Genomic DNA, 24885 nt, shown 5'->3' with positions numbered 1-24885 from the left:
GCACACGCCACCGCCCGCCCGCGCGTGAACGTTGAGCAAACCGCTTACCCATGCGCACGCTCCGGATTTTGCGCGGGACTGGCCGAGGCCGTTTTCGTTGCCGTGTGCGTGGGCGTGCTTGCTGACGCGTTGGCCACCCCCGCGCGGGGCGCGTTCGTTGCGGCGGTGGCCGCGAGCCGGATCACATCGCCGTTCGTGAGCGAATCGGGCGGATTGTCGATCACGGGCTCGCCCGCTTTCAGGCCTTCGGTGATCTCCACGCGCGTGCCGAGATCGGTGCCGATCGTCACGTCGTGCAACTGCACGCGATGGTCGGGACCGGCCACCGCGACCTGCATGCCGTGCGAGCGGAAGATCAGTGCGCTCGCGGGCACGAAGAGCGCGTGCGCGTCGCCGGGCATGTCGAGATGCACCTCCGTGTACTCGCCGGGGAACAGCAGCCCCGCCTTGTTGTCGACGGCGAGCTGCACGAGCATCGTGCCCGAGGCCTGCGAAATCGACTGGTCGGTGTCCACGAGCTTCGCGTCGAACGTCATGCCAGGCCGCTCGGGCACCGTGAGCGTGGCGTGCATGCCGGGCTTGATCGAGGCGGCGTCGCTTTGCGGCACGCTCACGTAGACGCGCAACTGGCTCGCGTCGGAGACCGTGAAGAGCTCGGGGCCGCTGCCGCTGCCCGCGTCGATGAGCGCGCCCACATCGGTCTTGCGCGCCGTGACCACGCCGTCGAACGGCGCCGTGAGGCGCTTGAACGATTCGAGCGCTTCGAGGCGGCGCACGTTCGCCTCGTTGGCCTCCATGGTCGCCTGCTTGGCGATCAGGTCCGAGGTCTTTTCGTCGGCGTCCTGCTGCGAGACCGAATCCTGCTTGAGCATCTCGGTCCAGCGCTTCGCGGTGGTGGCCGCGAGCTTCTCGTTGGCAATCGAGTTCTGCAGATCGGCGCGCGCCTGCTGCAATTGCTGGTCGAGATCGGGTGTGTCGATCACGGCGAGCAGCTGGCCCGCTTTCACATGCGTGCCGATATCGGCATACCACGCATGCAGATAGCCGGAGACGCGCGCGTAAATGGGCGCGTTGATATAGGCGGCGAGGTGCCCCGGCAGCACGAGCGGCTGCGAGGCCGGCGTGGGCTCGGGCATGACCGTGACGACGGTGGGCACGGCCTGGGCGTCGGTCCAGGACGTGAGCTCCTGATGCGCATGCACGCGGCTGAAGAGACCGCCGGAGACGATGCCGGTGGCGACCAGCAGCGCCACGGCGGCGACGGCCTTCAGGTGGCGAAGCGCTTGCGGCGGGGCGATGTCGACTTCAGTAGACATGGGATTCTTCCTCAAGGGCAAGTTGATCCGGATGATGGGAATCGCTGGGCGTGGCATGGCCGTCGGCGTCGTCTTGACCGCCACGGCTGTCGCGGCGATGCACGAGGCTGAACACCACGGGCACGAACAGGAGCGTGGCGCAGGTCGCGCAGATCAGGCCGCCGATCACGGCGCGGCCAAGCGGGGCGTTCTGCTCGCCGCCGTCGCCGAGACCGAGCGCCATCGGCGCCATGCCGATGATCATGGCGAGCGCGGTCATGAGCACCGGGCGAAAGCGCGTGAAGCCCGCTTCGAGCGCGGCGCGCATGGCGTCGCCGGTGACGGCGAGGCGCTCTCTCGCGAACGACACCACCAGAATGGCGTTCGCGGTCGCCACGCCCATGCAGAGAATCGCGCCGGTGAGCGCCGGCACCGAGAGCGGCGTGTGCGTGGTGAACAGCATCCATACGATGCCCGCGAGCGCGGCGGGCAGCGCGCAGACGATCACGAACGCGTCGGCCCACGAGTGGAAGTTCACGACGATCAGCAGATAGATGAGCAGCACCGCACCCGCGAGACCGAGCAGCAAGCCCGTGAACGCGGTGTTCATGGTCTGCACCTGGCCGCGCATCGTGACCGTGGAGCCCTTGGGCACGTCCTTCGCGGTGGCGTGGATGGCCTTCTGGATCTGCGAGGAGACCGAACCGAGGTCGGCGCCTTGCGTGGTCGCGTAGATGTCGAAGAGCGGTTCGATGTTGTAGTGCGAGATCACGGCGTCGCTTACGCCGCGCGTGATGGTGGCGATGCCGCCGAGAATCTGCGAGGCGCCGCTCTTGTCCGTGACCGGCAGGTTCTGCAGGTCGGAGAGCGTGGACATGCGGTACTGCGGCGTCTGGGCGACGATCGGATACGAGACGCCATTCTTCGGATTGAGCCAGAACGTGGGCGACACCTGGCTCGTGCCCGAGAGCGTGGCCACCACGGAGTTGGTGACGTCCTGCTCGGTAATGCCGAGCTCGTCGGCGCGCGAGCGGTCCACGGCCACGGAGAACTGCGGATACGTCGAGGCCTGCTGGATGCGCGGATCGGCAATGCCCGGAATCTTGCTCACGCGGTGCAGCAGTTCGTTGGCGTACCGCTGGTTCGCGCGCATGTTCGGGCCGCTCACCTGCACGTCGATGGGCGCGGGGGCGCCGAAGTTCAGGATCTGGCTCACGATGTCGGCCGGCAGGAACGAGAACGTCGTGCCCGGGAACAGACGCGGGAGTTGCGTGCGCAGTGCCTTCACGTACTGCGCCGTGGGTGCGTGGTCCTTCGCGAGCGAAATCATGATGTCGCCGTCTTGAGGCCCGATCGTGCCGCTGTTGTTGTACGTGAGGTTGATGCCGCTATTGGGCAGGCCGATGTTGTCGATGATGCTCGTGAGCTGATCGGCGGGAATCGCCTCGCGCACGGTGTCTTCGATATGGTCGAACAGGTCGGCGGTATCCTCCACGCGCGTGCCAATGGGCGCGCGCACGTGAATCTCGATCTCGCCCGAATCGATATTCGGGAAAAAGTTGCGGCCAAGGAAGGGCACGAGCGCGAACGACGCCATCACGATGATGAGGAAGCCCACGATAAAGCGCTTGCGATGCATGAGCGCGAGGCCGAGCACGGCGCGATAGCCGGCACGCACGCGCTCGAAGCGCGCCTCGAAGCCGCGTTGAAAGCGCACGAGCGGGTTGCGCGAACGCACGACGTGGTCGTGTGCGCCATGCGGCGCCATGATGGCGGCGAGCTCGCCCGACGCATGCCCTTGCGAGGCGTGCGGCTTGAGCAGGTAGCCCGCCATCATCGGCACGAAGGTGCGCGAGAGAATGAACGAGGCGATCATCGCGAAGATCACGGATTCGGCCATCGGCACGAACAGGTAGCGCGCGATGCCGTCGAGCAACAGCATCGGCACGAACACGATGCAGATACAGAGCAGCGAAACCAGCGCGGGCATGACGATCTGCGCGGCGCCGTCGAGAATCGCGCTTCTCACGTCCTTGCCCTGCTCGAGGTGCCAGTTGATGTTTTCGATGGTGACGGTCGCGTCGTCGACGAGGATACCCACGGCCAGCGCGAGGCCGCCCAGGGTCATCACGTTCAAGGTCTCGCCACACGCGGCCAGCCCCGCAATGGCTGCGAGCACGGCGAGCGGAATCGAAGCCGCGATGATGAGCGTCGAACGCCAGCTGCCGAGAAACAGCAGGATCATGGCCGAGGTGAGCGCGGCGGCGATGATGCCTTCGCGCGCGACGCCGCTCACGGCCGCTTTCACGAACACCGATTGATCGGAGAGCGGCACGAGCTTCAGGCTCGGCGGCAGCGATTGCTCGATGAGCGGCAGCTTGGCTTTCACGCCCGAGACGATGTCGAGCGTGGAGGCCGAGCCGTTCTTCAGGATCGACATGAGCACAGCGCGATGGCCGTCCACGCGCACGATGTTCGTTTGCGGCGGATTGCCGTCGCGCACGTGGGCAACGTCGCGCATATAGATCACGGCGCCGTTCACGGTCTTGATCGGCAGATCGTTGATGGCATTGATCGAGAGCGGGCTGTTGTTCAGCGTGATGTTGTATTCGAAGCGGCCGATCTTCTGCGTGCCCGCCGGAATGATCTGGTTCTGCTGCGCGAGCGCATCCGCGACGTCCTGCGGCGAGAGCTTTTTCGCCTGCAACGCCTGCGGGTCGAGGTCGATCTGCACCTCGCGCACCTTGCCGCCGTACGGCGTGGGAATGGCGACGCCCGGCACCGAAAGCAGTTGCGGACGGATGAAGTTGGCCGCGTAGTCGTCAAGCTGTTGCTCGTTGAGCTTGTTGCTCGTGAGCGCGAGCTGCAGCACCGGCACCGTGGACGCGTTGTAGTTGAGAATCTGCGGCGGCGTGGTGCCGGGCGGCATCTGCTTGAGCACGGTCTGCGAGACCGAGGTCACCTGCGCCGTGGCCGTGCGGATATCCACGTCCGGCTGGAAAAAGATCTTCACGATGCCGTAGCCGCGGAACGACTGCGACTCGATATGGGCAACGTCGTTGACGGTCGTGCCGAGCGTGCGCTCGTAATAGGTGACGATACGGCCCGACATATCATCGGGCGAAAGATTCGCGTAGTTCCAGACGACGCTGATAACGGGAATGCGGATATCTGGAAAGATATCGGTGGGCGTGCGTAACGCAGCGAGCGGGCCCGCGATCAGGATCAGGAGGGCCAGCACGATGAACGTGTACGGACGGTTCAAGGCCAGCCGGACGATTTTCAACATCAGAAGGGGCTCCGTTCAGAACATCGGCGCCGGTTCCCGCGGCGTACTGGCGCGCCGGCGTGGCGCGAAAATAAGGCCTGAAAAGTACGGGAGAACATTCGGGAAACCGACGCCGGTATTGTGGCCGGCGCGGTCTAACGTCCAGCAACCAGGCAGATGAAACAAGTTTTAGTCTGCAGCGGGATTTTTTAACAAAAAGGACTACGAAGTTACAAAGCGGCAACTTTGCTTGCAATCGTCGTGGCTATGTCAGCCGAGCAGATAGCCCGAACCGCGTATCGTGCGGATCAGCGACGGCTGGCCCGGCGTATCGACGCGGTTGCGCAAGCGCCCCACATGCACGTCCACAAGGTTGGTGCCGGGGTCGAACCGGCCGCCCCAGACGCCTTCGAAAATCATCGTGCGCGTGAGCACCTGGCCCGCGTGGCGCATCATGAATTCCAGCACGCGCAACTCGGTGGGCCGCAGTCGCAAGACCGCATCGCGGCAGGTGAGCTTGCGCTTGACGAGGTCGAGTTCGAGCGGCCCCACGCGCAGCACGGTTTCCGCGGCCACGGGGCGCGTGCGGCGACGCACGAGCGCCTCGACGCGTGCCGACATTTCGTCGATGGAAAACGGCCGTGTGAGATAGTCGTCGCAGCCGGCGCGCAGGCCCTGGATGCGCTCTTCCACGCCGGTGGTCGAGCTCATGACGATCACGGGCGTTTCGATGCCCACGCCGCGCATGGTGGTGACGATGGTGAGGCCGTCGAGATCGGGCAGGCGCCGCTCGAGCGCAACGACGTCATAGTCGCCGGCCATCACCATGGCGATGCCTTCGCGGCCGGAGCGGGCAACGTCCACGGTAAAGCCGGTCGAGGCGAGCGTGGGGACGACGCTTTGCTCCGTGGCGGCGTCGTCTTCGATGGTCAGTATTCTGGGCATGGCCTTCCAGGGGTCTTGACGGTGAAACAAAGATCTAGCGTGTCATGCGACATGCGCGTTATGCAACGGCGCGCAGCGCGACCGGCGCGCTGTGTGCGCCATTGACCGCATGCGCGGAATGCGTGCGGAACTGCTCGACGGCGAAGTCGATGAAGCTGCGCACTTTCATCGTGAGGTAGTTGCGGCCGGAATACACGATCGAGACGTGCTGCATGCCGCCGTTCACGTCGAAGGTGTTGAGCACGGGCAGCAAGGTGCCGCGCGCGATGTCGTCGGCCACGAGTGGCAGCGGCAGGAGCGCGATGCCCATGTCGGCGAGCGCCGCGGCGCGCACGGTGGCGTAGCCGCTCGCGGTGAGCGGGCCGTTCGCGTTGACGCGCTGCAGGCCTTCGGCGTTGGCGAATTCCCAGTTGCGCGGCGAGTCGGAGACGGCAAGCAAATCGTGCTGCGCGAGATCGGCGGGCGTGCGCGGCACGCCTTTGCGCGCGAGGTAGCCCGGCGCGGCCACGACGATCTCCTTCACCGATGTGAGCTTGCGGCTCACGAGCGAAGCGTTGACCTGCTGGCGGTCGGTGGCGAAGCACACGTCGAAGCCGCCCTCGATCATGTCGATATGGCTGTCGTAGGCGGTGACGTCGAAGTCCACGCGCGGGTTCACGTCGCGGTACGCGCCCAGCAACGCGGTGAGCGCGCCGCTCGCGAAAACCGAAGGCGCCGCGATCCGCAGCACGCCGCTCGGGTCGCGCGTGGCGCGCACGAGTTCGGACTCCACTTCGTCGAGCTTCTCGATCACGGCCCGGCAGCCGTCCAGATAAAGACGGCCCGCCTCGGTTAGCGAGAGGCTGCGCGTGGAACGGTTCAACAGGCGCATGTTCAGATGCGCTTCGAGCATGCCGACGCTGCGCGTGACGGCCGCGGCGGACATGCCGAGCTGCTTGCCCGCGAGGCTGAAGCTGCTCAGGTCGACGACGCGCGTGAAGACGCGCATGGCTTGTAGCTGGTTCATGTGAGGAGTCCGTGCCGGTGAGGGCGAAAAGCTCAGGGCCGCGCGCAAGACGCCCTGAAGGGAAGGGACGAGCGGGCGCGGCGCACGCTTTTCGCGTGACGCGCTGGCCCGCTCCGCGCTTGCGCGCGAGCCTGAATTCACGGGTGAGGCGTGGGTTGCACGCCTGGCGCCGGGTGCCGGCGCTTCAAGTGGTCGGGTTCGGTGGCCTAGTTGGGCAACGCGTGCACCGGCAGATGGTGCGCCTCGCGTTTCGCGGCGGCTTCATGCGCGCTCAACGCTTCCTTGAGGCGATGCATGCTCTCGGTGGGAATCGCGAAGCCGGCCCAGCCGAGGCCGGTATGGCGCAGGAATACCACTGCGCCGTCGAACAGCGGATTGCGCTCGGTGTACCAGCACGGGTCGATTTCGAGCACATATTGATGCGTGCGCAGGGGCTGCTCGGGCACGGCGGGGCGCATGGTTGCGCGCAGCTTGCCGAGCTCTTCGATGAGCGCGTCCACCTCGGGCGCGTCGAGCAGTGCGGCGTGCCCCTCGACGTTCACGCGCACCGCGTGCTCGCCATATTCGTTGATGAGTTCGACCGACATCGGCTTGTGCATATTACGTTCCTCGCAATGCTGAAACTGGAGGGAATTATCGGTTCCGGACCGGCATCGGTGTTTTAAGTTGGCGCTCACTCAACATGAAAACTAATTTAGAAAATCGCGAGGCGCGTGTGCATTTGCGTGACAAGCTGCGAGGCGGGGCTTCTGTAACAGGCCAGGTGTACGCGTTGTTTCATGACATCGATGTCATGTGCCAGTCCCACGCATCGCGTGGATTGCCAATGGCTGACAAATCGGTTTCATTGCTGGAATTGAATAACTCGCCGGCCGATTATTGCTCGGACGGTCGAGAGTGCAAATAAATCAGGAATGCAAATTAAAATATCGGAGCCAGGATACCTTGCTCAAGGGAAGGGTGCCACTAAAGATGCATAGAGAATGAATTATATATGAGCGAAGAATTCTCAATTGTTGTTCCTGGAAGCGCCTGGGTAACCTCAACGGACGCAAATCGCCAGAGGCGCTGCGCGGGCCTGCAGCAAAGGCTCGCGCGGCGCACAGTCCACCCCAGACGCGCCGACGCCCATGCCCCGCCTCGCACTCCACGACTGGTTGACGAATTTCATCCCACATCCCGGCGCTCCCGAGTGGCGCGAGCGCGTGCGCCGCGCCGGGGGCGCTTTGCTTGGCATCGCGTTCACGGGGATCGCCACGCATCTGCTGTTCGGCAGTGCGGGCGACATTCCGATGCTCGTCGCGCCCATGGGGGCCTCGGCCGTGCTGTTGTTCGGCGCATCGGAAAGCCCGCTCGCGCAGCCGTGGTCCATCGTGGGGGGCAATCTCGTTTCGGCGCTAGTCGGTGTGGCCTGCGCGCAGTGGATCTCGACGCCGGTGCTCTCCGCTGCCGTGGCGGTCGCGCTTGCCATCAGCGCGATGTTCCTGTGCCGCTGCGTGCATCCGCCTTCGGGCGCCGTCGCGTTGACCGCCGTGCTCGGCGGGCCGGCGGTGCATGCGCTCGGCTATCGCTTCGTGGCGGTGCCCATCGTGTTCCAGTCGTTTGCCTTGCTGAGCGCGGCGCTGGTGTTCCATGCGCTCACGGGGCACCGGTATCCGCGCGCCGCCTGGCGATCGGCTGCGCAGGCGAGCGCATCGGGTGCACCGGTGCGGCCGGCGCAACAGTTGAACGCGGGTGACGACCCGCAGCGCTTGTCGTCCGACGCATTCGATGCGCTCACGTGCGAGGAATTCATGTCGAGCGCGGATCACGCCGTGCCGTTTACGATGGGCAGGCATGCCGCGTGGGAGACGCTGCGCCGTCACGGCGTCCATGCGTTGCCGGTGGTGGACGGCGCGCATCGCCTCGTGGGCACGGTGACGCATCACGAACTGGCGAACGGCCGGCGTGCGGGGTTCGCGCGCAGGCTATGGCGCGGGTTGTGGCGCAAGACCGTGCAAGTGGAGGAGACGGTCGAAGCCGTCATGGCATCGGGCGTTCAGGCGGTGCACCGCGCCACGCCGCTCGCCCACCTCGCATCGATCTTTGCCGATCACGCGTGCTACGAAATTCCGGTCTTTGACGACGCACGGCGGCTGATCGGTGTGGTGAAGCACTCGGACATGATCCGCTGGCTTCACCAGCATGCGGGTGCCGCATACCGGGATGCAGCCCGGCCGCTAGCCGACGCGCGCTGACTGCGCCCGGTCCGCGATTCAAGGCCGATTCAAGCGCTGTCGCGCTGCACGGCCGGATCGCGGAGGAACTCGAGCAGCAGCGTGTTCACTTCGTCCGGCCGCTCCTGTTGGATCCAGTGCCCGGCCTCGGGTATGAGCACCTTCTTCGTGAGACGCGGCACATTGCTCTCCAGACGCTCGTAGGCCTTCGCCGTCATATGGATGACGCCGTCGACTTCACCCGCGACGAACAGCGTGGGCTGCAGGATGCGCGCGCCGTCCAGAAATGGCGTGAGCGCCCAGTTGCGGTCGAGATTGCGATACCAGTCGACCGTGCCGCGAAACCCGCTCTTCGCAAACTGCGCGGCAAAAACGTCGAGATCGGCCGCCGGCAGCCACGCCGGCAGCGTGTCGGGATACGCGAGGCTATCGACAAAGCGCGCGTTCTTGTCGAAGCCGATGAAACCCTGGTGCCGATGTTCAGGATGCCGCCGGCTTTCACCTCCCGCCGTGTAGTAAATGCCGAGCAGCGAGCGGCGGATATCTTCTTCCAGCTCGCGTTCGACCCGGCCCGGCTGCTGGAAGTACTCCTGATAAAAATGCTTGTCGACGGCGCTAGTCTGCAGATGCACTGCGGGGCGAATGCGCCCGCGCGGCAAGTACGGCACGCTGAGGAGCGCCAGCGCGCGGAACATGTCTGGCCGCAGCAACGCGGCCGTGGCCGCGACGATCGAGCCCCAGTCGTGTCCGACGAGAATCGCCTGCGTTTCGCCGAGCGCGTTGACGAGTCCGACCAGGTCGCCCGTCAGGTTCGCGATGTCGTACGAAGCCGTTTCGAGCGGCGCTTCCGTGTCCGCGTAGCCGCGCTGGTCGGGGGCGACCACGCGGTAGCCGGCGGCGGCGATTGCTTCGATCTGATGGCGCCATGAGTACCACGACTCCGGCCAGCCATGACAGAGCAAGACGAGCGGCCCCTCGCCATACTCGACGTAGTGCATGCGAATGCCGTTGGTGTAGGCGTAGCGGTGCTCGAATGAGGTGTTCATGGGGTCCTCGGAGGGCGCGGGATCGACGTGAGCCGGTGACTTGCGAGTATAGGCGGATCGGGCACGCGGGGTCGTCCGTCCGCGAGAGTGCGGTGCCTCAGCCGGGCGCGCCGCGCGAAGAAACGATGGCGCCGGGTGTCGACGGCTCGAGTTGGCCTGTGCGCAGCCAGCCGAGCGCGATCGGCCACAGGCTGGTTTCGAAGCGGCTGTGGAAGAACGCGAAATGGCCGATGCTTTCGGCGCCGATCGCCGCGGGCGCGATCCGCAGATGGAGGGTGTCGCTGTGGGTGAAATAGCCGAGCAGCCGCTCGATGGCGGCAACCGTGCCGAATGCGTCGTCGGTCACGCTTGCGGCGAGGATCGGTGCGCGCAGCGCCGCGAAGCGGCTCGCGAGCGCTTGCCGTTGTGCGTGCCCGCGCGCGATGGGCGCATGCCGGTACGTCTCCTCGAAGCGTGCGCGGCTGCGGCTCCACGCAATCGCGACGCCGCGCGGCGTGTCCTCCATCCAGCCCAGCCGGCCGGCGGGAAAGTAGCCGTAGAGCCTCGTGAGCGCAGGCATGACCACGTGCCATTTCCATAGCATCGCGGCCCTGCTGCGCCGCGCGTAGTCGCGCCAGTGCGCATACTGCGCCCCCATTGTGAACACGCGGCGGACGAGGGCGTTCGACGGCGCGAGGCCGATCACGAAGCCGCCGATGCTGTGCCCGACCACGTCGATCGGCTGTCCCGCGAAGGCCTTGTGCGCATAGCGCAGCACCGCCTCGAAATCGCGCTCGCCCCAGTCGAGCCAACTGGCGTCGAGCGCCGAGAGATTCTCGGGCCGCGATTCACCGATGCCGCGATAGTCGTAGACGATCGCATCCCAGCCGTGCCGATGCAGCCAGGCGGCGAAGCGGAAGTAGTAGCGGCAGCGTACCGAGGTCGCCGCGTTGACGATAACGACAGGGCGTGGCGCCCCGTGAGCAGGCGGCTCTCGATGGCGCCAGACGAAGCCGCCGAGGGGATAGCCATCGTCGGCCCTTAGCGTGACCGGCTGGGGCTCCGATGGTTCGCAGCCCTGGGCGGCAGCCGGGGGCTGTTCGGCAGTGTGCGTATGCATAGGTCTCATCAGTGGATTGCGCCCTGCGCAGAGCGCCGTAAGTCGTTCGCGCGATGGCTCCGCACTGCATTTCACTTGACCTTGGCGATGGGCTCAATCAATCTTCTTGCATTGCTCGCATGAGGAAGGCGCATGTCAGTCCCGCTCGTCAAACTTCCGTCGCTCGATTTCATTCGCGGCTTCGTCGCGGTCGGGCGCCGCATGAGCATCACGCTCGCCGCCGATGACCTGTGCCTTACGCAGTCCGCCGTCAGCCGCCAGATCAACGCCCTTGAGACGATGCTGGGCGTGCGTCTGCTCAATCGCGGCTACCGTTCGATCTCGTTCACGCCCGAAGGCGAGCGCCTCTTTCGCGCCGCCGAAGGCGCCGTCCAGCAGTTGCAGGAAGTGGTGGACACGCTGATGCAGCCCGGTGCGCGCCAGCCCGTGACCATCACGGCGAGTCTCGGCGTGGCGGGGCTGTGGCTGCTGCCGCGCCTGGGCGCCCTGCAGCAGCGGCACCCCGACATCGACCTGCGCGTGGCGGCGACCGACAAGGTGCTCGACCTGCGCGCCGAAGGCATCGATCTCGCGGTGCGCTACGCGAGTGCGAGCGGCGCGCCGCCCATGGCGCACCGGCTCTACGAGGAATTCGTCGTCCCCGTGGCGCATCCGTCGCTCGGCATCGCCGCGCTCGACGCCGCCACGCTCGCGCGTCACGTGCTCCTCGAATTCGACGGCCCGCGACGCCCGATGCTGCGCTGGCCCGATCATCTGCACGAACTCGGCCTCGAGGAACAGCAGGCGCGCGGTGTTCTGCGTTTCAACCACTACGACCAGGTGATCCAGGCAGCGCTGGCGGGGCGCGGCATCGCACTCGGCCGCCTCGCGCTCGTCGGACCGATGCTGGCGGACGGCCGTCTCGTCGCGGTTGGCGAGACGGGGCCGCGGCGCCCGACCGGCTACGCCTACTGGCTGTGCCAGGCCGACGAGGCGCCGCGTGCGGACGTGGCCGCGGTCGTCGAATGGATGCTGGACGAAGCGCGTTCGGACGCCGCCGGCATGACTTCGTCCGTCACTGCCTGAGCCGCCCAGGTTGCCGCTGTGGGTCACTCGCATGCGTGTGGCGCATGCGAAGGCTGCCAAAAACTCACTTGAGCGTTGCTGGCCGCTCGCGCTTTACTGCGCACATGGCGGCTCAGTTTGGCAGGCGTGCGCGGCACGCTGGACGAGCCGCGCCCGACAAAGGAGTGCGGCGGTGACATCAACCGATGAGGCATGGCGGCGGCGCTGGCTGCTGGTGATCGCGGGCGGCATCGTGATGGGGGCGGCACTGGGTGTGCGCAACGTGCAGGGACTTTTCCTGTTGCCGGTGACGCTCGACAGGGGCTGGTCGCGCGAAACGTTCGGTTTCGCGCTCGCGTTGCAGAACTTGCTGTGGGGCTTCGCCCAGCCGCTCACCGGCATGATTGCCGACCGCTATGGCTCGGCGCGCGTGATCTTTGCGGGCATCGTGCTCTATGCACTCGGCCTCGCCATCATGGCGCACGCGGCTACGGTCGGCGTTTATACGCTCGGCGTAGGCGTGCTGGTGGGCATTGCGCTTTCGGGCACGGCGTTCGGCGCCGTCTATGGCGCGCTCTCGCGCCTGTTTCCGGCCGAGCGGAGAAGTTGGGCGCTGGGGATGGCGGGCATGATCGGCGGATTCGGGCAGTTCTGCATGGTGCCGTTCGCGCAAGACATGATTGGCTCGATTGGCTGGGCGGCAGCCATTGGCGTGCTTGCCGCCGTGATGCTCGCGATCGCGCCGCTCGCGGCATGGCTGCGCGACCGGCCGGCAGCGCACGGCAGTGAGGCCGGCGCAAACGAAACCGTGCGCGCCGCCGTGAAAGAGGCGCTCTCGCATCGTGGCTTCTGGCTCCTCAATCTCGGCTTCTTTTCGTGCGGATTCCAGCTCGCCTTCATCGGCACGCACATGCCCGCGTGGCTGCTCGATAGAGGCATGAGCGCGCGTCAGGCCAGCATGGCGCTCGCGATCATCGCGCTGGCCAATACGGTCGGCACCTTCCTGTGCGGCTATGCGGGCGGATTCCTGCGCCGCAAATATCTGCTCTCCGGCATTTACTTCGTGCGCGCCGGCGCGATGGCGCTGTTCGTGACGTTGCCGCTCACGCCCGCGAGTCTGTATGTTTTTGCGTTCGTCATGGGGCTCACCTGGCTCGGCACCGTGCCGCTCACGAACGGGCTGGTTTCGCAGGTGTTTGGCGTGCGCTACATCGCGACGCTGTTCGGCTTCGTGTTCTTCGGACACCAGCTCGGTGGGTTTTTCGGTGTGTGGCTCGGTGCAGTGGTATACGACGCTACGCATTCCTATGCAATGCTCTGGAACGGGTCTATCATGCTCGGCGTGATCTCGGGGCTGCTGCACTTGCCGATCGACGACCGGCGTGTCGATCGCGTTGCCATCCAGGGCGTGCAGGCCGCATGAGCGCGAATCGGCAGCATGGCCGCGCGGGCGCACGGCACGTACGCGCGGTGCGCACGATCGCCGCGACGGCGGCATGCGCAGCTCTCGCGGCGCTGGCGATGCTCGCGTTTGCGGGGTATCTCACGCCCTCCGCGTTGCTGGCCTTGCTTTCCGGCCTGACGTTTTGCGGGTGAACGGCGCCAGGCATCCGAAACCCTCGACGCCCAAACGGGTCAAACACGGACGTTGACGCCGGGCATGACCATTGCACCCGTGCGCGCGCACAAAGGATGCCATCCGAGAGGGCGAGAATGAACGGAAGAACGTACCCGAAAACCATCTTCATCATCCGGCACGCGGAAAAGCCCGGCAGTCCCGCTTTGGATTCGCAGCACGACGGTATCCATCTTTCGACGCACGGCTACGAGCGGGCAGCGGCGCTGGCGCCATATTTCCTCGCCACGTTTCCCCGGCCGCACGCGCTGTTCGCGGCCGCCACTTCGAAGCACAGCGACCGTCCAGTCGAAACGATTACACCGCTTGCTCAAGCGTTGAAGCTGGATATCAAGGCCGATATCGCGGATGCGGACTATGCCGCGCTCGCCGACAAGATCCTTTCAGACGGCAAATATGAGGGAAAGGTGTTGCTGGTCTGTTGGCATCACGGCCATATTCCCGCGCTCACGCAGAGTCTCGGTGGCCAGCCGCCGCAGGATCCCTGGCCCGCTCAGGCTTTCGATCGCGTCTGGCAACTGGATTATCCCGCCGGCAGCACGCAAGCCTCGGGTCTGCCAGTCCGCAACATTGCGCAGCAACTGATGTTCGGCGATCAGCCGGATTGACCAGGGGCTCATGCCCGCACGAGTCGCGTACCGCCTTGCTGTGACGATGGCGTGACATTCGTCTCATTGCGCGACCTTGAAACACAACGCAAACCCGCGCGGCGCCGTGCCGATCATGCATGCGATCATGTGAGCGCAAAGCCCGGCGACGTGCCGCGCATTGGACTATCTCGAGGAGCGAAACCGATGACGATCGAGTTGCGATGCCATGCCAACTGCAACGACGTATTTCTGGCGTGGCAGGTGACGAGCCCAGCAGACGGCGAGATAGCGGGTTGCCTGGGATTCGCAATCGAAGTGAAGGACGCCACCGGCAAGATCGAGGCCATTTCGAATCTCAAGGGTTTCGAGCAGGACAAGCCGACGACCGGCGAAACCAAGCCCAGCACCGAATGGCCGCTGCAGACCTACACGTGGACCGCGCATTCGATTCTGGTCGGCACGCGGGTCTCGTTCCGCGTTACGGCAATGACAGGCTCGCCCGGCGCGCTACAGCGCGGCGATTCGAGCGGCTGGTCGGATTGGGTGGTGCTCTCGCCGCAGGCGGATGCGGGCACGGCGGCCTTCTTCAATCGCGGCATGATCTTGTCGCAGTTCGTCGCGCGGTACGCGAAGGAACACAATCTCACCACGGTGCCCGAGCTCAAGCGCAACTTGACGAGCGTCGTCGGCGGGCCGCTCATGCAGTTCCTGACCGGCGAATTGGGCAAGGCCATTCGCGGCATCCTGCAGCGTGCGCAACAGGACACGTCCATCGAGCTGTATTGCGCGCTCTTCGAGCTGGATCTCGACGACCTGATCGAAGGGTTGATTGCTGTCGGCGAGCGTGCGCATGTCATTCTTGCTAACGGCTCGGTCAAGCACGCCGGCGAAGACGAGAACCAGGCCGCGGCGGCCCGGCTCGCGGGCAAGGTCGACTTGCACCGGCGCATGAAGGCCCCCGAGGCGCTGGCTCACAACAAGTTCGTCGTGGTCTGCGAGAACGGCAAGCCGACGGGCGTCTGGACGGGCAGCACGAACTGGACGCTCACGGGCCTGCATACGCAGGTCAACAACGGCATCGCCGTGCAGAATGCTGCGCTAGCCGCGTTCTATTTCGACCACTGGCACGAGCTGGCCGCGGCGGGAAATACCTTCCCGGCTTCGCTCGTGAGCGGTGACGCCACAGTGCGCGGGCCAATCCCGCTCGCCGGTGCGGACAACGGTTCAGACAGCGGTGCGGATCACGGCGCGGCCACTGGCGCGAAGCAACGTGCGAACCTCGCGAGCGCACCGGCCGCGCGTGTCTGGTTTACGCCCATCAAATCGCAGAAGGGCGGCTCGGGCGGCCCCGACATTGCCAATCTGATCGATCTCGTGAACGCCGCCCAGCAAGGCATTCTCTTCGTGATGTTCATGCCGGGCCAGGAGCCGCTCGATTCGATCATCAAGATGCAGAAGAAGGGGATTTACGTTCGCGGCGTCGTCAGCACGCTGCCTCTGGGCAAGCAGAACGACCGCTCAGCGACATTCCAGCTGCTCACATCGTCGGATTTCAAGCAGTACTCCTACGATATCGTTCAACCGCAGGGCGTGAGTCCCGTGGGCGATTTTCTCGCGACGTTCACGCGGCAGGAGTTTCTGAGCGGCATGGGGTATGCGATCACGCATTCGAAAGTGATCGTGATCGATCCGTTTGGCGCGCGGCCGGTGGTGGTGACGGGCTCGCACAATCTCTCCGCCACGGCGAGCCGCAAGAACGACGAGAATCTGCTGATCGTCGAGAACTGTCCGGAGCTTGCCCGCGCCTATGCGGTGAACTGCATGAGCGTCTACGCGCACTATCGCTGGCCGGCGTATCAGCACGACATGGCCACGCGGGCCGCAGCGGGCAAGCAGGGGAGCAAGCAAGCGGGCACGGCGGGCGACTGGCTCGATACCACGGGCGCGTGGCAGGCGCGGCGCGAGCAGGCGTCCACGCAGGCCGACCTCAAGTTCTGGCTCGAGGACTCAGGGTCAGCGCAATGACGAAGGGCAGAAAGGAACGCCAACACCGAACGCGTCATGCGGGCGCGAACTGAACCACCGCCACCGTACCGCGCCCATCCACGCCATTCGCGAGCCTCACCTCGGCCCGATGCGCACGCGCGATCTCGCGCACGATCGCGAGCCCGAGGCCGCTTCCAGGCTGCGTCGATGCCCTGAAAAACGGCTCGAAAACCTTGTCGCGCAACTCGTGGGCGATACCCGCGCCCTCATCGGCCACGCTCAACATGACGCCCCCCGCCGCCACGGCGAGCGTCACCATGACCACACCGCCCTCGGGCGAGTAGCGGATGGCGTTATCGACGAGATTGAACACGAGCACCGAGAGCAACTGTTCGTTGCCCATGACTTCGGCGTGCTCGGCGAGCGTGGCCACGATCTCCACGCGCCTGCGCTGCGCGAGCAGCGCGAGTTGCTCGATCACGCCCGTCGCCACCGCGCGCATGTCCACGCTCACGCCTTCGAATTGCGTGTAGTCCGCCGCTTCGGCTTGCGCGAGCGTCAACAACTGATTGGTGAGCCCCACGAGCGAGCGATTGCTCTGATGCATGGCCTTGAGCGTCTCGTGAAGCAGCGCGGGATCTTGCTGGCGGCGCGCATATTGGAGCTGCGTGCCGAGCAGCGTGAGCGGCGTGCGCAACTGATGCGCGGCGTCGGCGACAAAGCGCCGTTGCATCGCGGTCTGCCGCTCGATGATGTCGAGGCACTCGTTGAACGCGCTCACGATCGGGCGCAGCTCGCTGCGCAGCGGCTCGACGTCGATGCGCACCGAAGACGTGCGCACCCGTTGCGGCAGCCCGCGCGCGAGCCGCGTGAGCGGCCGCAATTCGAGCGTGAGCGCGATGCACACGAGCACGACGGCCACCGTGACGATGGCCGCGAAATAGAACATCTGGGGCCGCCAGAGCGCGGCGACCATGGCGTCGCGCTCGTGCAGCGTGCGGCCCACCGAGACGATCACGCGGCGCGTCGCGCCCGCGTCGTACATTTCGCGGATCAGCGAGACCGCGCGAATGGGCATGCCGCTCACCTGGGCGTCGTACCACTGGGGGGAAGTCTCGGGAATGTGCTGCGGAAAGTCGGAGGTGCCCGCGATGATGGGGCCGCCGATCTCCTGGATGCGAAAGAACACCTGGTCGCGGTGAGGCGTGCGCAGGATCTCGATGGCGCTCGGCGAGACCGATGCGCTCAGGTCGTTGCCTTCCCAGCCGATGTCGCCCGCCATCACGTGCGCCGCCGAGAGCAGCGCATCGTCCTGGAGCAGGTTCGCGGTGCGCCATGCGTTGCCCCGCGTGATGAACCCTGCCGCCGCGATGAATACCGTCATCGGCAGCACGAGCCAGAGGAGAAGCCGGACGCGCAGGCTGTTGGTCGGCCAGCGCCTCGGCTTGTCAGTCGGGCTATTCTTCGGCTTCGGCATCTTCGAGCAGGTAGCCCAGCCCTCTGAGCGTGATGATGGTTGCCGTGCTCTTCTCGAGTTTCTTGCGCAGCCGGGAGACGTAGATCTCGATGGCGTCTTCGCTGGTGGGCGCGTCGGCATCGCTCACGGATTCCGCGAGCGTCGCTTTGGACACGGTCTTCTTCGCGCGCAGGATCAGCGTCTCCAGCACGGTGTGCTCGCGCGGCGTGAGCGTGAGCGGCTCCTCGTCCACGTAAAAGCGCAGCGTATCCATGTCGTAGAGCAGGTTGCCGCAGCGCACGCGGTTCGTGCGCGAGGGTGCCTGGCGGCGCGCCAGCACCTTCACGCGCGCCACCAGCTCGCGCGCGTCGAAGGGCTTGACGATGTAGTCGTCGGCACCGGCGCCCAGGCACACGACCTTTTCGTCGATGGCGCCGGTGGCCGTGAGGATCAGCACAGGCGTGGCGTCGCCGCGCGAGCGCATGCGGCGCAGCAGCGCCTTGCCCGACATGCGCGGCAGATTCAGGTCGAGCAGCACGACGTCGTAGGGCGAGGCGCGCAGCGCGTCTTCGGCCGCTTCGCCGTCGCCTACGTGGTCGAGCATGAAACCGTCGTCGGTCAACGTGCGGATGAGCCAATGCGCGAGTTGTTCGTTGTCTTCGACGAGCAGCAGTCTCATGCCTTTTCCAGTCCGGTCAGCCGGCCTTGCAATTGCACTATCAGGCGGTCTTGTACTGTTCGCGTGCGACGCGCGTGCGGTACAGGAACAGGGTCGCCACGAGGCCGCACGCGGCGGCGATGCTCAGCCATGCGCCCGGCGCGGCCTTGTCGCCGGTGACGTGAATGAGCCACGTGGAGATCGCCGGCGTGAAGCCGCCCACGAGCGTGGCGAGGCTGTAGGCCATCGAAAAGCCCGTGGTGCGCACGTGCACCGGCATCAGCTCGGTCAGCGCGACGACCATCGCACCGTTGTACCACGCATAGAGCGTCGAAAGCCACAGTTCCACGACCAGCAGCGTCGCGAACGAGGGCGCGCCCACGAGCCAGCGCATGGCCGGATACGCGCTGAGGATGGCGAGCACGGTGCAGGCGATCAGCACGGGCGCGCGGCCGACGCGGTCCGACACGGCGCCCGCGATCGGCAGCCAGATGAAGTTCGAGACGCCCACGCAGACGGTCACGAGCAGCGCGTCGAGCGACGAGAGGTTCAGCTCGACCTTGCCGAAGGTGGGGGTGTAGGCGGTGATCAGGTAGAACGAGGTCGTCGTCATGATCACGAGGCCCATGCCCGCGAGCACGATGCCGTAGTTGCTCGCGATGGCGCGCGTGATTTCGCCGAGGCTCGGGTGATGGCGGCGCGCCGTGAACTCTTCGGTTTCGCGCAGCGTGCGGCGGATATAGAACAGGAAGGGCACGATCATGCAGCCGATCACGAACGGCACGCGCCAGCCCCAGTCCTTCATTTCCGGGGCGGGCAGGAGGCTGTGCAGCACCACGCCAAGCGCCGCGGCGAACACCACGGCCACCTGCTGGCTGCCCGACTGCCACGAGCAGTAGAAGCCGCGGTTGCCCTTGGTGGCGATTTCCGCGAGATAGACGGACACGCCGCCGAGTTCCGCGCCGGCCGAGAAGCCTTGCAGCAGACGGCCGACCAGGATGATGAGGGGGGCGGCCAGGCCGATGGTGGCGTAGCCAGGCACGAAGGCCACGCACATCGTGCCCACCGCCATCAGCCAGAGCGAGAGAATCAGGCCCTTGCGGCGGCCATGACGGTCCATGTACGCGCCGAGCACGATGGCGCCGAGCGGGCGCATCAGGAAGCCCGCGCCGAACACGGAGAGCGCGAGCATCAGCGAGGCGAATTCGTTGCCGGCGGGAAAGAACGTGCTGGCGATGGCGGCGGCGTAATAGCCGTACACCATGAAGTCGTACATTTCCAGAAAGTTGCCGCTGACCGCGCGAAACACGGTGCGGGCTTTCGATTCTCCCGGTGCGGCGGAGATGGCTGAAGTCATGTTGGACATCCTTGCATGTTGGACGAGCGCACCCCGGCGGCCGTGTGGGCTGCCATGCTGCTCGCCGTGGCTTGATCCGTGGGTGAAAACGCTGTTGAAAACGCGGTTTAAAACGCAGTTCGAAAATAAGCGGCTGTTACTGATCGGGGCGCGCTTCGCTACTGCAAGCCCTTCACGAATTCGTTTGTGTAGGTCTTCGAAAGATCGACATGCCGGGCCGTGAGTCCCGAGCCTGCCGTCATCAACACCTTCAGCACGGTTTGCGGCGCGCCGTCGGGCATCAGGCCGTCCTGCGAGAACCCGCCCTGTGCCGAGGCCAGCGCGCGCACGTAACCCGCGCGATCGTTGCCAACGACCTCGGGCGGCAGCACGGCGGCGATCTGCTCGGCCGAATGCGTGCCGATGAAGCGCAGCGCGCGCGTGAGCGCCTGCACCATCTGCCCGGTCTCGCGCCGGTGCTCGAGCATCCAGCTGCGCCGCAGATAGAGGCACGCGCCGGCATACGGGCCGCCCAGCCAGTGCTGCGTCTGCTCGACCGTGCGCATGTCGACCACCACCCTGGCGGCGCCGCTCGTCAACAGACGCGTGGCCGTGGGTTCCTCGACCATGCCCGCGTCGATCGTGCCTTGCTCGAAGGCCTCGACGAAGCGCGTGTCGGACGCGAGCGGCACGACCGTGTAGTCGCCGGGCGCAACGCCCGCGCGGGCGAGCAGGAAGCGCGTGATCATCCACGTGGAGGCGCCAAATCCCGTCACGCCGAGGCGCTTGCCGCGCGCCGCGTTCATCGCGGCTGCGCTGGCCAGTTCGCGGCCGCCTTCCGCGCGCGTCGAGGCGAGCTCGGCAAGTCCCGTCGCGCGCTGCAAAACCACCACCGAGAGCACGTCCTGACCGCGGCTTTGCAAGTCGAGCGTGTGGTCGTAGAAGCCCACCGCGCCTTCGATCGCGCCGGCGATCAGCTCCGTCGAGGTATCGATGCCCGCGGGCCCCGAGACCACCTGCACGTCGAGCCCCTCGTCCTTGAAGTAGCCCAGTTGCGAGGCGAGCACGGCTGGCAGATAGACGATCTTCGACATGCCTCCCATCATCAGCCGGATCGGCTCCGCGCGCGCCACCGGGGCGGCCCCGAGCGCGATGCAGAGCAGTAGAGCGCGGCCGAGATGCTGGGCGCCGGAAAGCATGTCTGCGTGACTCCTCGTGACCGGCGGGTTGCCGGAATGGGTGGAAGTATAAGAAAGCGTGGCCTTCTGATTGCTTTCCGGCCTGAAGGGATTTTCTCCGTATTTACCCCCGTACGACCGTTCGGTGGGCGGTGCGAACGAGGCGCGGCGGCCGCGGACGGCCACTGCCGGGGCGCACGATACCCGGCGCGACACCCCTTACAATAGTGCCAGTCCTCATCCGCACCCATTACGAGACCATGACACGAGACCCCCGCCTCACCCTCAACGCGCGCCAGCAGGAGTTGCTCGAATGGGTGCAGCGCGACGGCTTCGTGACCGTGGACGATCTCGCCGCGCACTTTGGCGTCACGCCGCAGACGATCCGCCGCGACGTCAACTGGCTCGCCGACATGAACCTCCTGCGCCGCTACCACGGCGGCGCGAGCCTGCCCACGAGCGCGGAAAACGTCTCCTACAGCGCGCGGCAGCAGATGTTCCATGAGGAGAAGCGGCGCATCGGGGCGCTCGCCGCCTCGCACATCCCCGATCAGGCCTCGCTCTTCATCAACCTCGGCACCACGACCGAGGAGGTCGCGCGCGCGCTCAATCACCATCGCGGCCTGCGTGTCATCACGAACAACCTGAACGTGGCGAGCATGATGAGCGGCTACCCCGAATGCGAGGTGCTGATTACGGGCGGCATCGTGCGGCCCTGGGACAAGGGCATCGTGGGCGAGCTCACGATCGACTTTATCCGCCAGTTCAAGGTGGACTACGCGATCGTCGGAACCTCGGCGATCGAGCTCGACGGCACGCTGCGCGACTTCGACACGCGCGAGGTGCGCGTGGCCGAAGCGATCATCGAGCACGCGCGCACCGTTTATCTGGTGACGGATCATTCGAAATTCGGCCGGCCCGCGCTCGTGCGCCAGGGGCACTTGAGCCAGATCCACGCCCTCTTCACCGACAAGCCGCTGCCCGCCGAAATGAGCGACACGGTTACGCAGGCGGGGACGGCCGTGTACGTGGCGGACTAGGCACGCTTCACCCTTTCGCTCGCATTTCAGTCCCTGGCTGGCGTTCCCGGGTGCTCGCCGAATCGGCATGTGCCGATACCGCTCGAGCATCGGGTGAAGCGGTTCGCGCGCCAAAACGAAAACGATACGAACATCATTCGAAGATTTCCGTGTTCGTTTCTGCCTCTTCGGGCCGCCCGCCGACGCCCCTCCCTACCTGAGTTCCTGCTCTAAACTTCGGGAAAACCCCCTTTACTTCGGGCGTTTTCGCTCCGAAATGACCCTCTTTCGGACTTGCTGAGGGAAGCTTGATTTGAATTGACGCGGCAAGTTGATTTGATCTCATTTCGCAAAAACTGGCCATTTCTCCGAAAAAATGCCCGCCTTGGGTCAGTTGATTTGATCTCGTTTTATTGGGGGTTAGATCATTTGTGCAAGTGCGCTTCCCTTCAGTTGGTGATAATCGTTTGCAAACGATTTCCCTGCGTGCTGCAATGTTGGGAGCCTTTGTTGAGGCCAGTACTAGTTAGCAGGGCGGTGCGCTGGTTCTTCTTACGAAGCGAGAATATCCGCATGACTCCCTTGATGCGGGTAAGGGACATCAAGGCAATGCTTCGAACGCTACCGATGGCAACCCTGTTTTCCCATGCGTGGCGGTCGGGTACCAAAACGGCGTCCAAAATGTCATGACGCTTGCTCGTAGCAGTTTTGGAACGCGACCGGGTGGCGATTTGTCGACGCTCGCAGATGATTTCATAACCGACGACACAGCCTCTGTGCGACAGCCGGGTGGCATGCCCTCAGGGATCGGGACCCGTGAGAAGGTCAAATGTCGCGTGACGAAGTGCTCGCTATAGATCATGACCTTCCCGTTGAAGTATCCCAATGTAAGGCTAGGGGTGAAGCCGCAGGAGAAACTTGGCATTGAATAAATCGCGATTCAGTGTGGAACAGATGGATTTGAGCTCATGTCTGCAAAAAAATCGCCAGTTCTCTCATATGAGTCACACCCGTGATCAACCAACTTGCTCTCGCCTTATTGGGGTTCGATCATATATAAATCTCCACCTCTATCTCCACCTCTATCTCCACCTCCGCATCTCTCTGCTCCCGGGTCGGCTACAATCGTTTGCAAACAATTTTCCTACTTTCTTGGCTTTGCGATTCGTTGTTGACCTTCATGATTTATGTTTGTATATTTGTTCCAGCATCAGGGGTGCTGGATGCCGCTGATGGCAAGGGTCGAATTCCTTAGCTGAGAGGCGAATCGGAGTGCGGCAATGAAAAGAGGAAGCAACGCCTTAGTAGTTAGGATTGCAGATCAGCGCCGAGGCGGGCCGTTTTGTCTCGCAAAGTGCGTTCGAAATCGACCGTTTTCGGATGTACTTCCGATGCCGGTGAAGGGTCTCGGGGCAAAGCTTCGACGGCTACCGACTGCAATCTATATGGGTGCGCTCGCCTTTAGTTTAGATATCGAGACTCGCGTTCCGATCTCGCAAAGGAGTGAGCATCCCCCCTCACGACGCCCGGGTCTATCGGTGTGTTGCTGTATTCCTGCGAACCGGCTATCCGGACTGAGCAAAGCGGGCATGGCGGTTCCATCGCCGAGAGCGTGGCAGCCTCCGTTCCCAGGTATGGCCACGTGGATTGCAATGGTGCACGCGTGGAGCCGGCGCGGTTGCCAATGACGAGAATGGGCAATGTATGCAGGGAGTGACCGCACCGTTCCAACGCCTCAATTGCAGATACTCCGGGTCTCTGTCGACCGTTGACCGGTATGCCGAGTGCGCCACGAGGCGAGATATTCGCTCCATTGCAGTGCTGTTGAAGTGTGCTGCAAATGCGATCAAAAGTAGTTCACTGGAAGAATCATCTAAGCAAGGCTCGCGTAGAGTGCACGACGAATACCGTCGTACACCAACTCGTCAATAGAGGGGGGTATTGCGACGGCGCCGGGCTCAAGTGAGTCCATAGCCGAACTCTTCGGGGCTTGCCAACTTACTGATGCGTTGAGACATAGCAGGTTCTACGCATCTGCCATTTGCTGGCCAATGCGAAGCGGCTAAGTCGTTGTCCAGATGGGGAATTTAGGAGGGGCGGAACTTCGTCGAGGTATGAAATGTGCGCTAGAGAATTGCACGCCTACTTATTTGGTATTCAATTAGGACTATAAATTAAATATCGTGCGTAACTCACCCAATGTCAGCGCAAGGAGAGGGCTCGTACCATGGATGACGATCAAACGCTTGCCGAACTTCTGTCTGTAGAGGGGGCTGATGAGTTCGCTTACGACTCAGGTGTGCCGTATGACCGTCTCAACGATGAGTCGATTGCCGTCGTCGCAGCCCGCTCGGGCCTGCCCGAAATCGGCAAGGCGCTAGTCAACGACATCAGGAACTCACCACCTGTGTTTGGGCCCAAGGCCTCGCTGGAACTGTGGCACATCGTCGGCTGGCTTCCGCCTCGAACTATGCGGCTAATTATGCGGTTTGCTAGCCTTGGTGTTCAGTACCTCATTTTTCTCCACCCCGACAGTCCCATTTCTAATCGACACGTTCACGAGATATGGAATAGCGCATACATCTACGACGTCGAATACCAACAGACCATAGTTCGCCATCGCGTTCATGCATTGGTTGTCGAACCGGATGCGTTCGTCTTTTTCGAGTATCGCACCGTAGAAGAATTACTAAGGAAACCAGAGCTGTATGTCAAAGTTGATGATCATTGGGACGCACCGAAGCTCAGGGAGGCCGCCACACGATACGGTATTGGCTATCGTTTGGTCACAGACGATGATATCGGACAGGTCGCACTCGCTAATCTGACAGATTTGCAGAGTTGTTACCGGTCAAACTATCAGATGCCACCGAAAACAGCGCTCGCCTATATCGCGAAGCGAGTGAAAAGCGAACGTGTTGTAAGTTGGCGTTCTCTGAATGATGCTGGAATATCTGGCGAAGCGATAAAGTGCGCGATAGCGCTTGGCCTAATCTGGTATCCAATTCGTGATTGGGACATGTCGCTGGAATGGTATTCACCTACGCTGATGAAGATACATATCGGCAGCAGCGACATCTGATGCAATGGTCCGTCGTATCAAGGCG

Annotated in this window: 19 protein-coding genes; 8 read left to right on the top strand and 11 right to left on the bottom strand. The window is 64.3% G+C overall.

What is annotated here, in order from left to right; translation table 11 throughout:
* Positions 1–44 precede the first annotated feature (44 nt).
* The 5 genes from E1956_RS35400 to E1956_RS35380 form a co-directional block, all read right to left on the bottom strand.
* Positions 45–1316, bottom strand: a complete 1272-nt coding sequence (locus tag E1956_RS35400) for an efflux RND transporter periplasmic adaptor subunit (protein ID WP_134758052.1) — start codon at positions 1314–1316, stop codon at positions 45–47.
* On the bottom strand, positions 1306–4584 hold the full coding sequence (locus E1956_RS35395) for an efflux RND transporter permease subunit (RefSeq protein WP_134758051.1): 3279 nt from the start codon (positions 4582–4584) through the stop codon (positions 1306–1308). The genes E1956_RS35400 and E1956_RS35395 overlap by 11 nt, the downstream gene beginning before the upstream one ends.
* A 249-nt stretch (positions 4585–4833) precedes the next feature.
* The gene (locus E1956_RS35390; protein ID WP_134758050.1) at positions 4834–5508 is read right to left on the bottom strand and encodes a response regulator transcription factor; all 675 of its coding nucleotides are present in this window, start codon (positions 5506–5508) and stop codon (positions 4834–4836) included.
* A gap of 58 nt (positions 5509–5566) precedes the next feature.
* Positions 5567–6514, bottom strand: a complete 948-nt coding sequence (locus tag E1956_RS35385; protein WP_134758049.1) for a LysR family transcriptional regulator — start codon at positions 6512–6514, stop codon at positions 5567–5569.
* A 206-nt stretch (positions 6515–6720) separates the two neighbouring features.
* The gene (locus E1956_RS35380; RefSeq protein WP_134758048.1) at positions 6721–7113 is read right to left on the bottom strand and encodes a hypothetical protein; all 393 of its coding nucleotides are present in this window, start codon (positions 7111–7113) and stop codon (positions 6721–6723) included.
* Positions 7114–7644: 531 nt separating this feature from the next.
* Between E1956_RS35380 and E1956_RS35375 the strand changes: the two genes are divergently transcribed.
* Entirely contained in the window at positions 7645–8751 is a 1107-nt protein-coding gene (locus E1956_RS35375) for an HPP family protein (protein ID WP_134758047.1), read from the top strand.
* 29 nt (positions 8752–8780) lie between these two features.
* Here E1956_RS35375 and E1956_RS35370 read toward each other — a convergent pair whose 3' ends face one another.
* Together E1956_RS35370 and E1956_RS35365 are read right to left on the bottom strand one after the other, a co-directional pair.
* Positions 8781–9776 (bottom strand): alpha/beta fold hydrolase, encoded by a 996-nt coding sequence (locus tag E1956_RS35370; RefSeq protein WP_134758046.1) that lies wholly within the window; start codon positions 9774–9776, stop codon positions 8781–8783.
* 97 nt (positions 9777–9873) lie between these two features.
* Positions 9874–10875 carry an alpha/beta hydrolase family protein gene (locus tag E1956_RS35365; protein ID WP_232072307.1) on the bottom strand — a complete coding sequence of 334 codons (1002 nt, stop codon included), beginning with the start codon at positions 10873–10875 and terminating at the stop codon, positions 9874–9876.
* Positions 10876–11007: 132 nt separating this feature from the next.
* Here E1956_RS35365 and E1956_RS35360 point away from each other — a divergent pair, with 132 nt between their 5' ends.
* The 5 genes from E1956_RS35360 (at position 11008) to E1956_RS35345 (ending at position 16170) form a co-directional block, all read left to right on the top strand.
* Positions 11008–11940, top strand: a complete 933-nt coding sequence (locus tag E1956_RS35360; protein WP_134758044.1) for a LysR substrate-binding domain-containing protein — start codon at positions 11008–11010, stop codon at positions 11938–11940.
* Between the two features lie 172 nt (positions 11941–12112).
* On the top strand, positions 12113–13342 hold the full coding sequence (locus tag E1956_RS35355) for an MFS transporter (protein WP_134758043.1): 1230 nt from the start codon (positions 12113–12115) through the stop codon (positions 13340–13342).
* Entirely contained in the window at positions 13339–13515 is a 177-nt protein-coding gene (locus E1956_RS46405) for a hypothetical protein (RefSeq protein WP_167760229.1), read from the top strand. Before E1956_RS35355 ends, E1956_RS46405 begins: the two co-directional genes overlap by 4 nt.
* Before the next feature lie 117 nt (positions 13516–13632).
* Complete coding sequence (locus E1956_RS35350) at positions 13633–14163, top strand: histidine phosphatase family protein (RefSeq protein ID WP_232072305.1); 531 nt, start codon at positions 13633–13635, stop codon at positions 14161–14163.
* Between the two features lie 186 nt (positions 14164–14349).
* Positions 14350–16170, top strand: a complete 1821-nt coding sequence (locus E1956_RS35345; RefSeq protein WP_134758042.1) for a phospholipase D-like domain-containing protein — start codon at positions 14350–14352, stop codon at positions 16168–16170.
* A gap of 34 nt (positions 16171–16204) precedes the next feature.
* Here the strand turns inward: E1956_RS35345 and E1956_RS35340 are convergent, their stop codons facing one another.
* The 4 genes from E1956_RS35340 to E1956_RS35325 form a co-directional block, all read right to left on the bottom strand.
* Complete coding sequence (locus tag E1956_RS35340; protein ID WP_134758041.1) at positions 16205–17608, bottom strand: sensor histidine kinase; 1404 nt, start codon at positions 17606–17608, stop codon at positions 16205–16207.
* Positions 17589–18266 carry a response regulator transcription factor gene (locus E1956_RS35335; RefSeq protein ID WP_134758040.1) on the bottom strand — a complete coding sequence of 226 codons (678 nt, stop codon included), beginning with the start codon at positions 18264–18266 and terminating at the stop codon, positions 17589–17591. Before E1956_RS35335 ends, E1956_RS35340 begins: the two co-directional genes overlap by 20 nt.
* Before the next feature lie 40 nt (positions 18267–18306).
* Complete coding sequence (tcuC, locus tag E1956_RS35330; RefSeq protein ID WP_167760228.1) at positions 18307–19611, bottom strand: MFS transporter; 1305 nt, start codon at positions 19609–19611, stop codon at positions 18307–18309.
* A gap of 149 nt (positions 19612–19760) precedes the next feature.
* Complete coding sequence (locus E1956_RS35325) at positions 19761–20780, bottom strand: ABC transporter substrate-binding protein (protein ID WP_134758038.1); 1020 nt, start codon at positions 20778–20780, stop codon at positions 19761–19763.
* Between the two features lie 239 nt (positions 20781–21019).
* Here E1956_RS35325 and E1956_RS35320 point away from each other — a divergent pair, with 239 nt between their 5' ends.
* Positions 21020–21799, top strand: a complete 780-nt coding sequence (locus tag E1956_RS35320) for a DeoR/GlpR family DNA-binding transcription regulator (RefSeq protein WP_134758037.1) — start codon at positions 21020–21022, stop codon at positions 21797–21799.
* A 2206-nt stretch (positions 21800–24005) separates the two neighbouring features.
* Entirely contained in the window at positions 24006–24860 is an 855-nt protein-coding gene (locus E1956_RS35315) for a hypothetical protein (RefSeq protein ID WP_134758036.1), read from the top strand.
* Positions 24861–24885: the final 25 nt, after the last annotated feature.

The organism is Paraburkholderia pallida, assembly GCF_004524855.1.
Lineage (GTDB): Bacteria > Pseudomonadota > Gammaproteobacteria > Burkholderiales > Burkholderiaceae > Paraburkholderia > Paraburkholderia oxyphila.
Note: the sequence above shows the minus strand (reverse complement) of the source record. Positions and strands in the feature narration are given on the sequence as shown.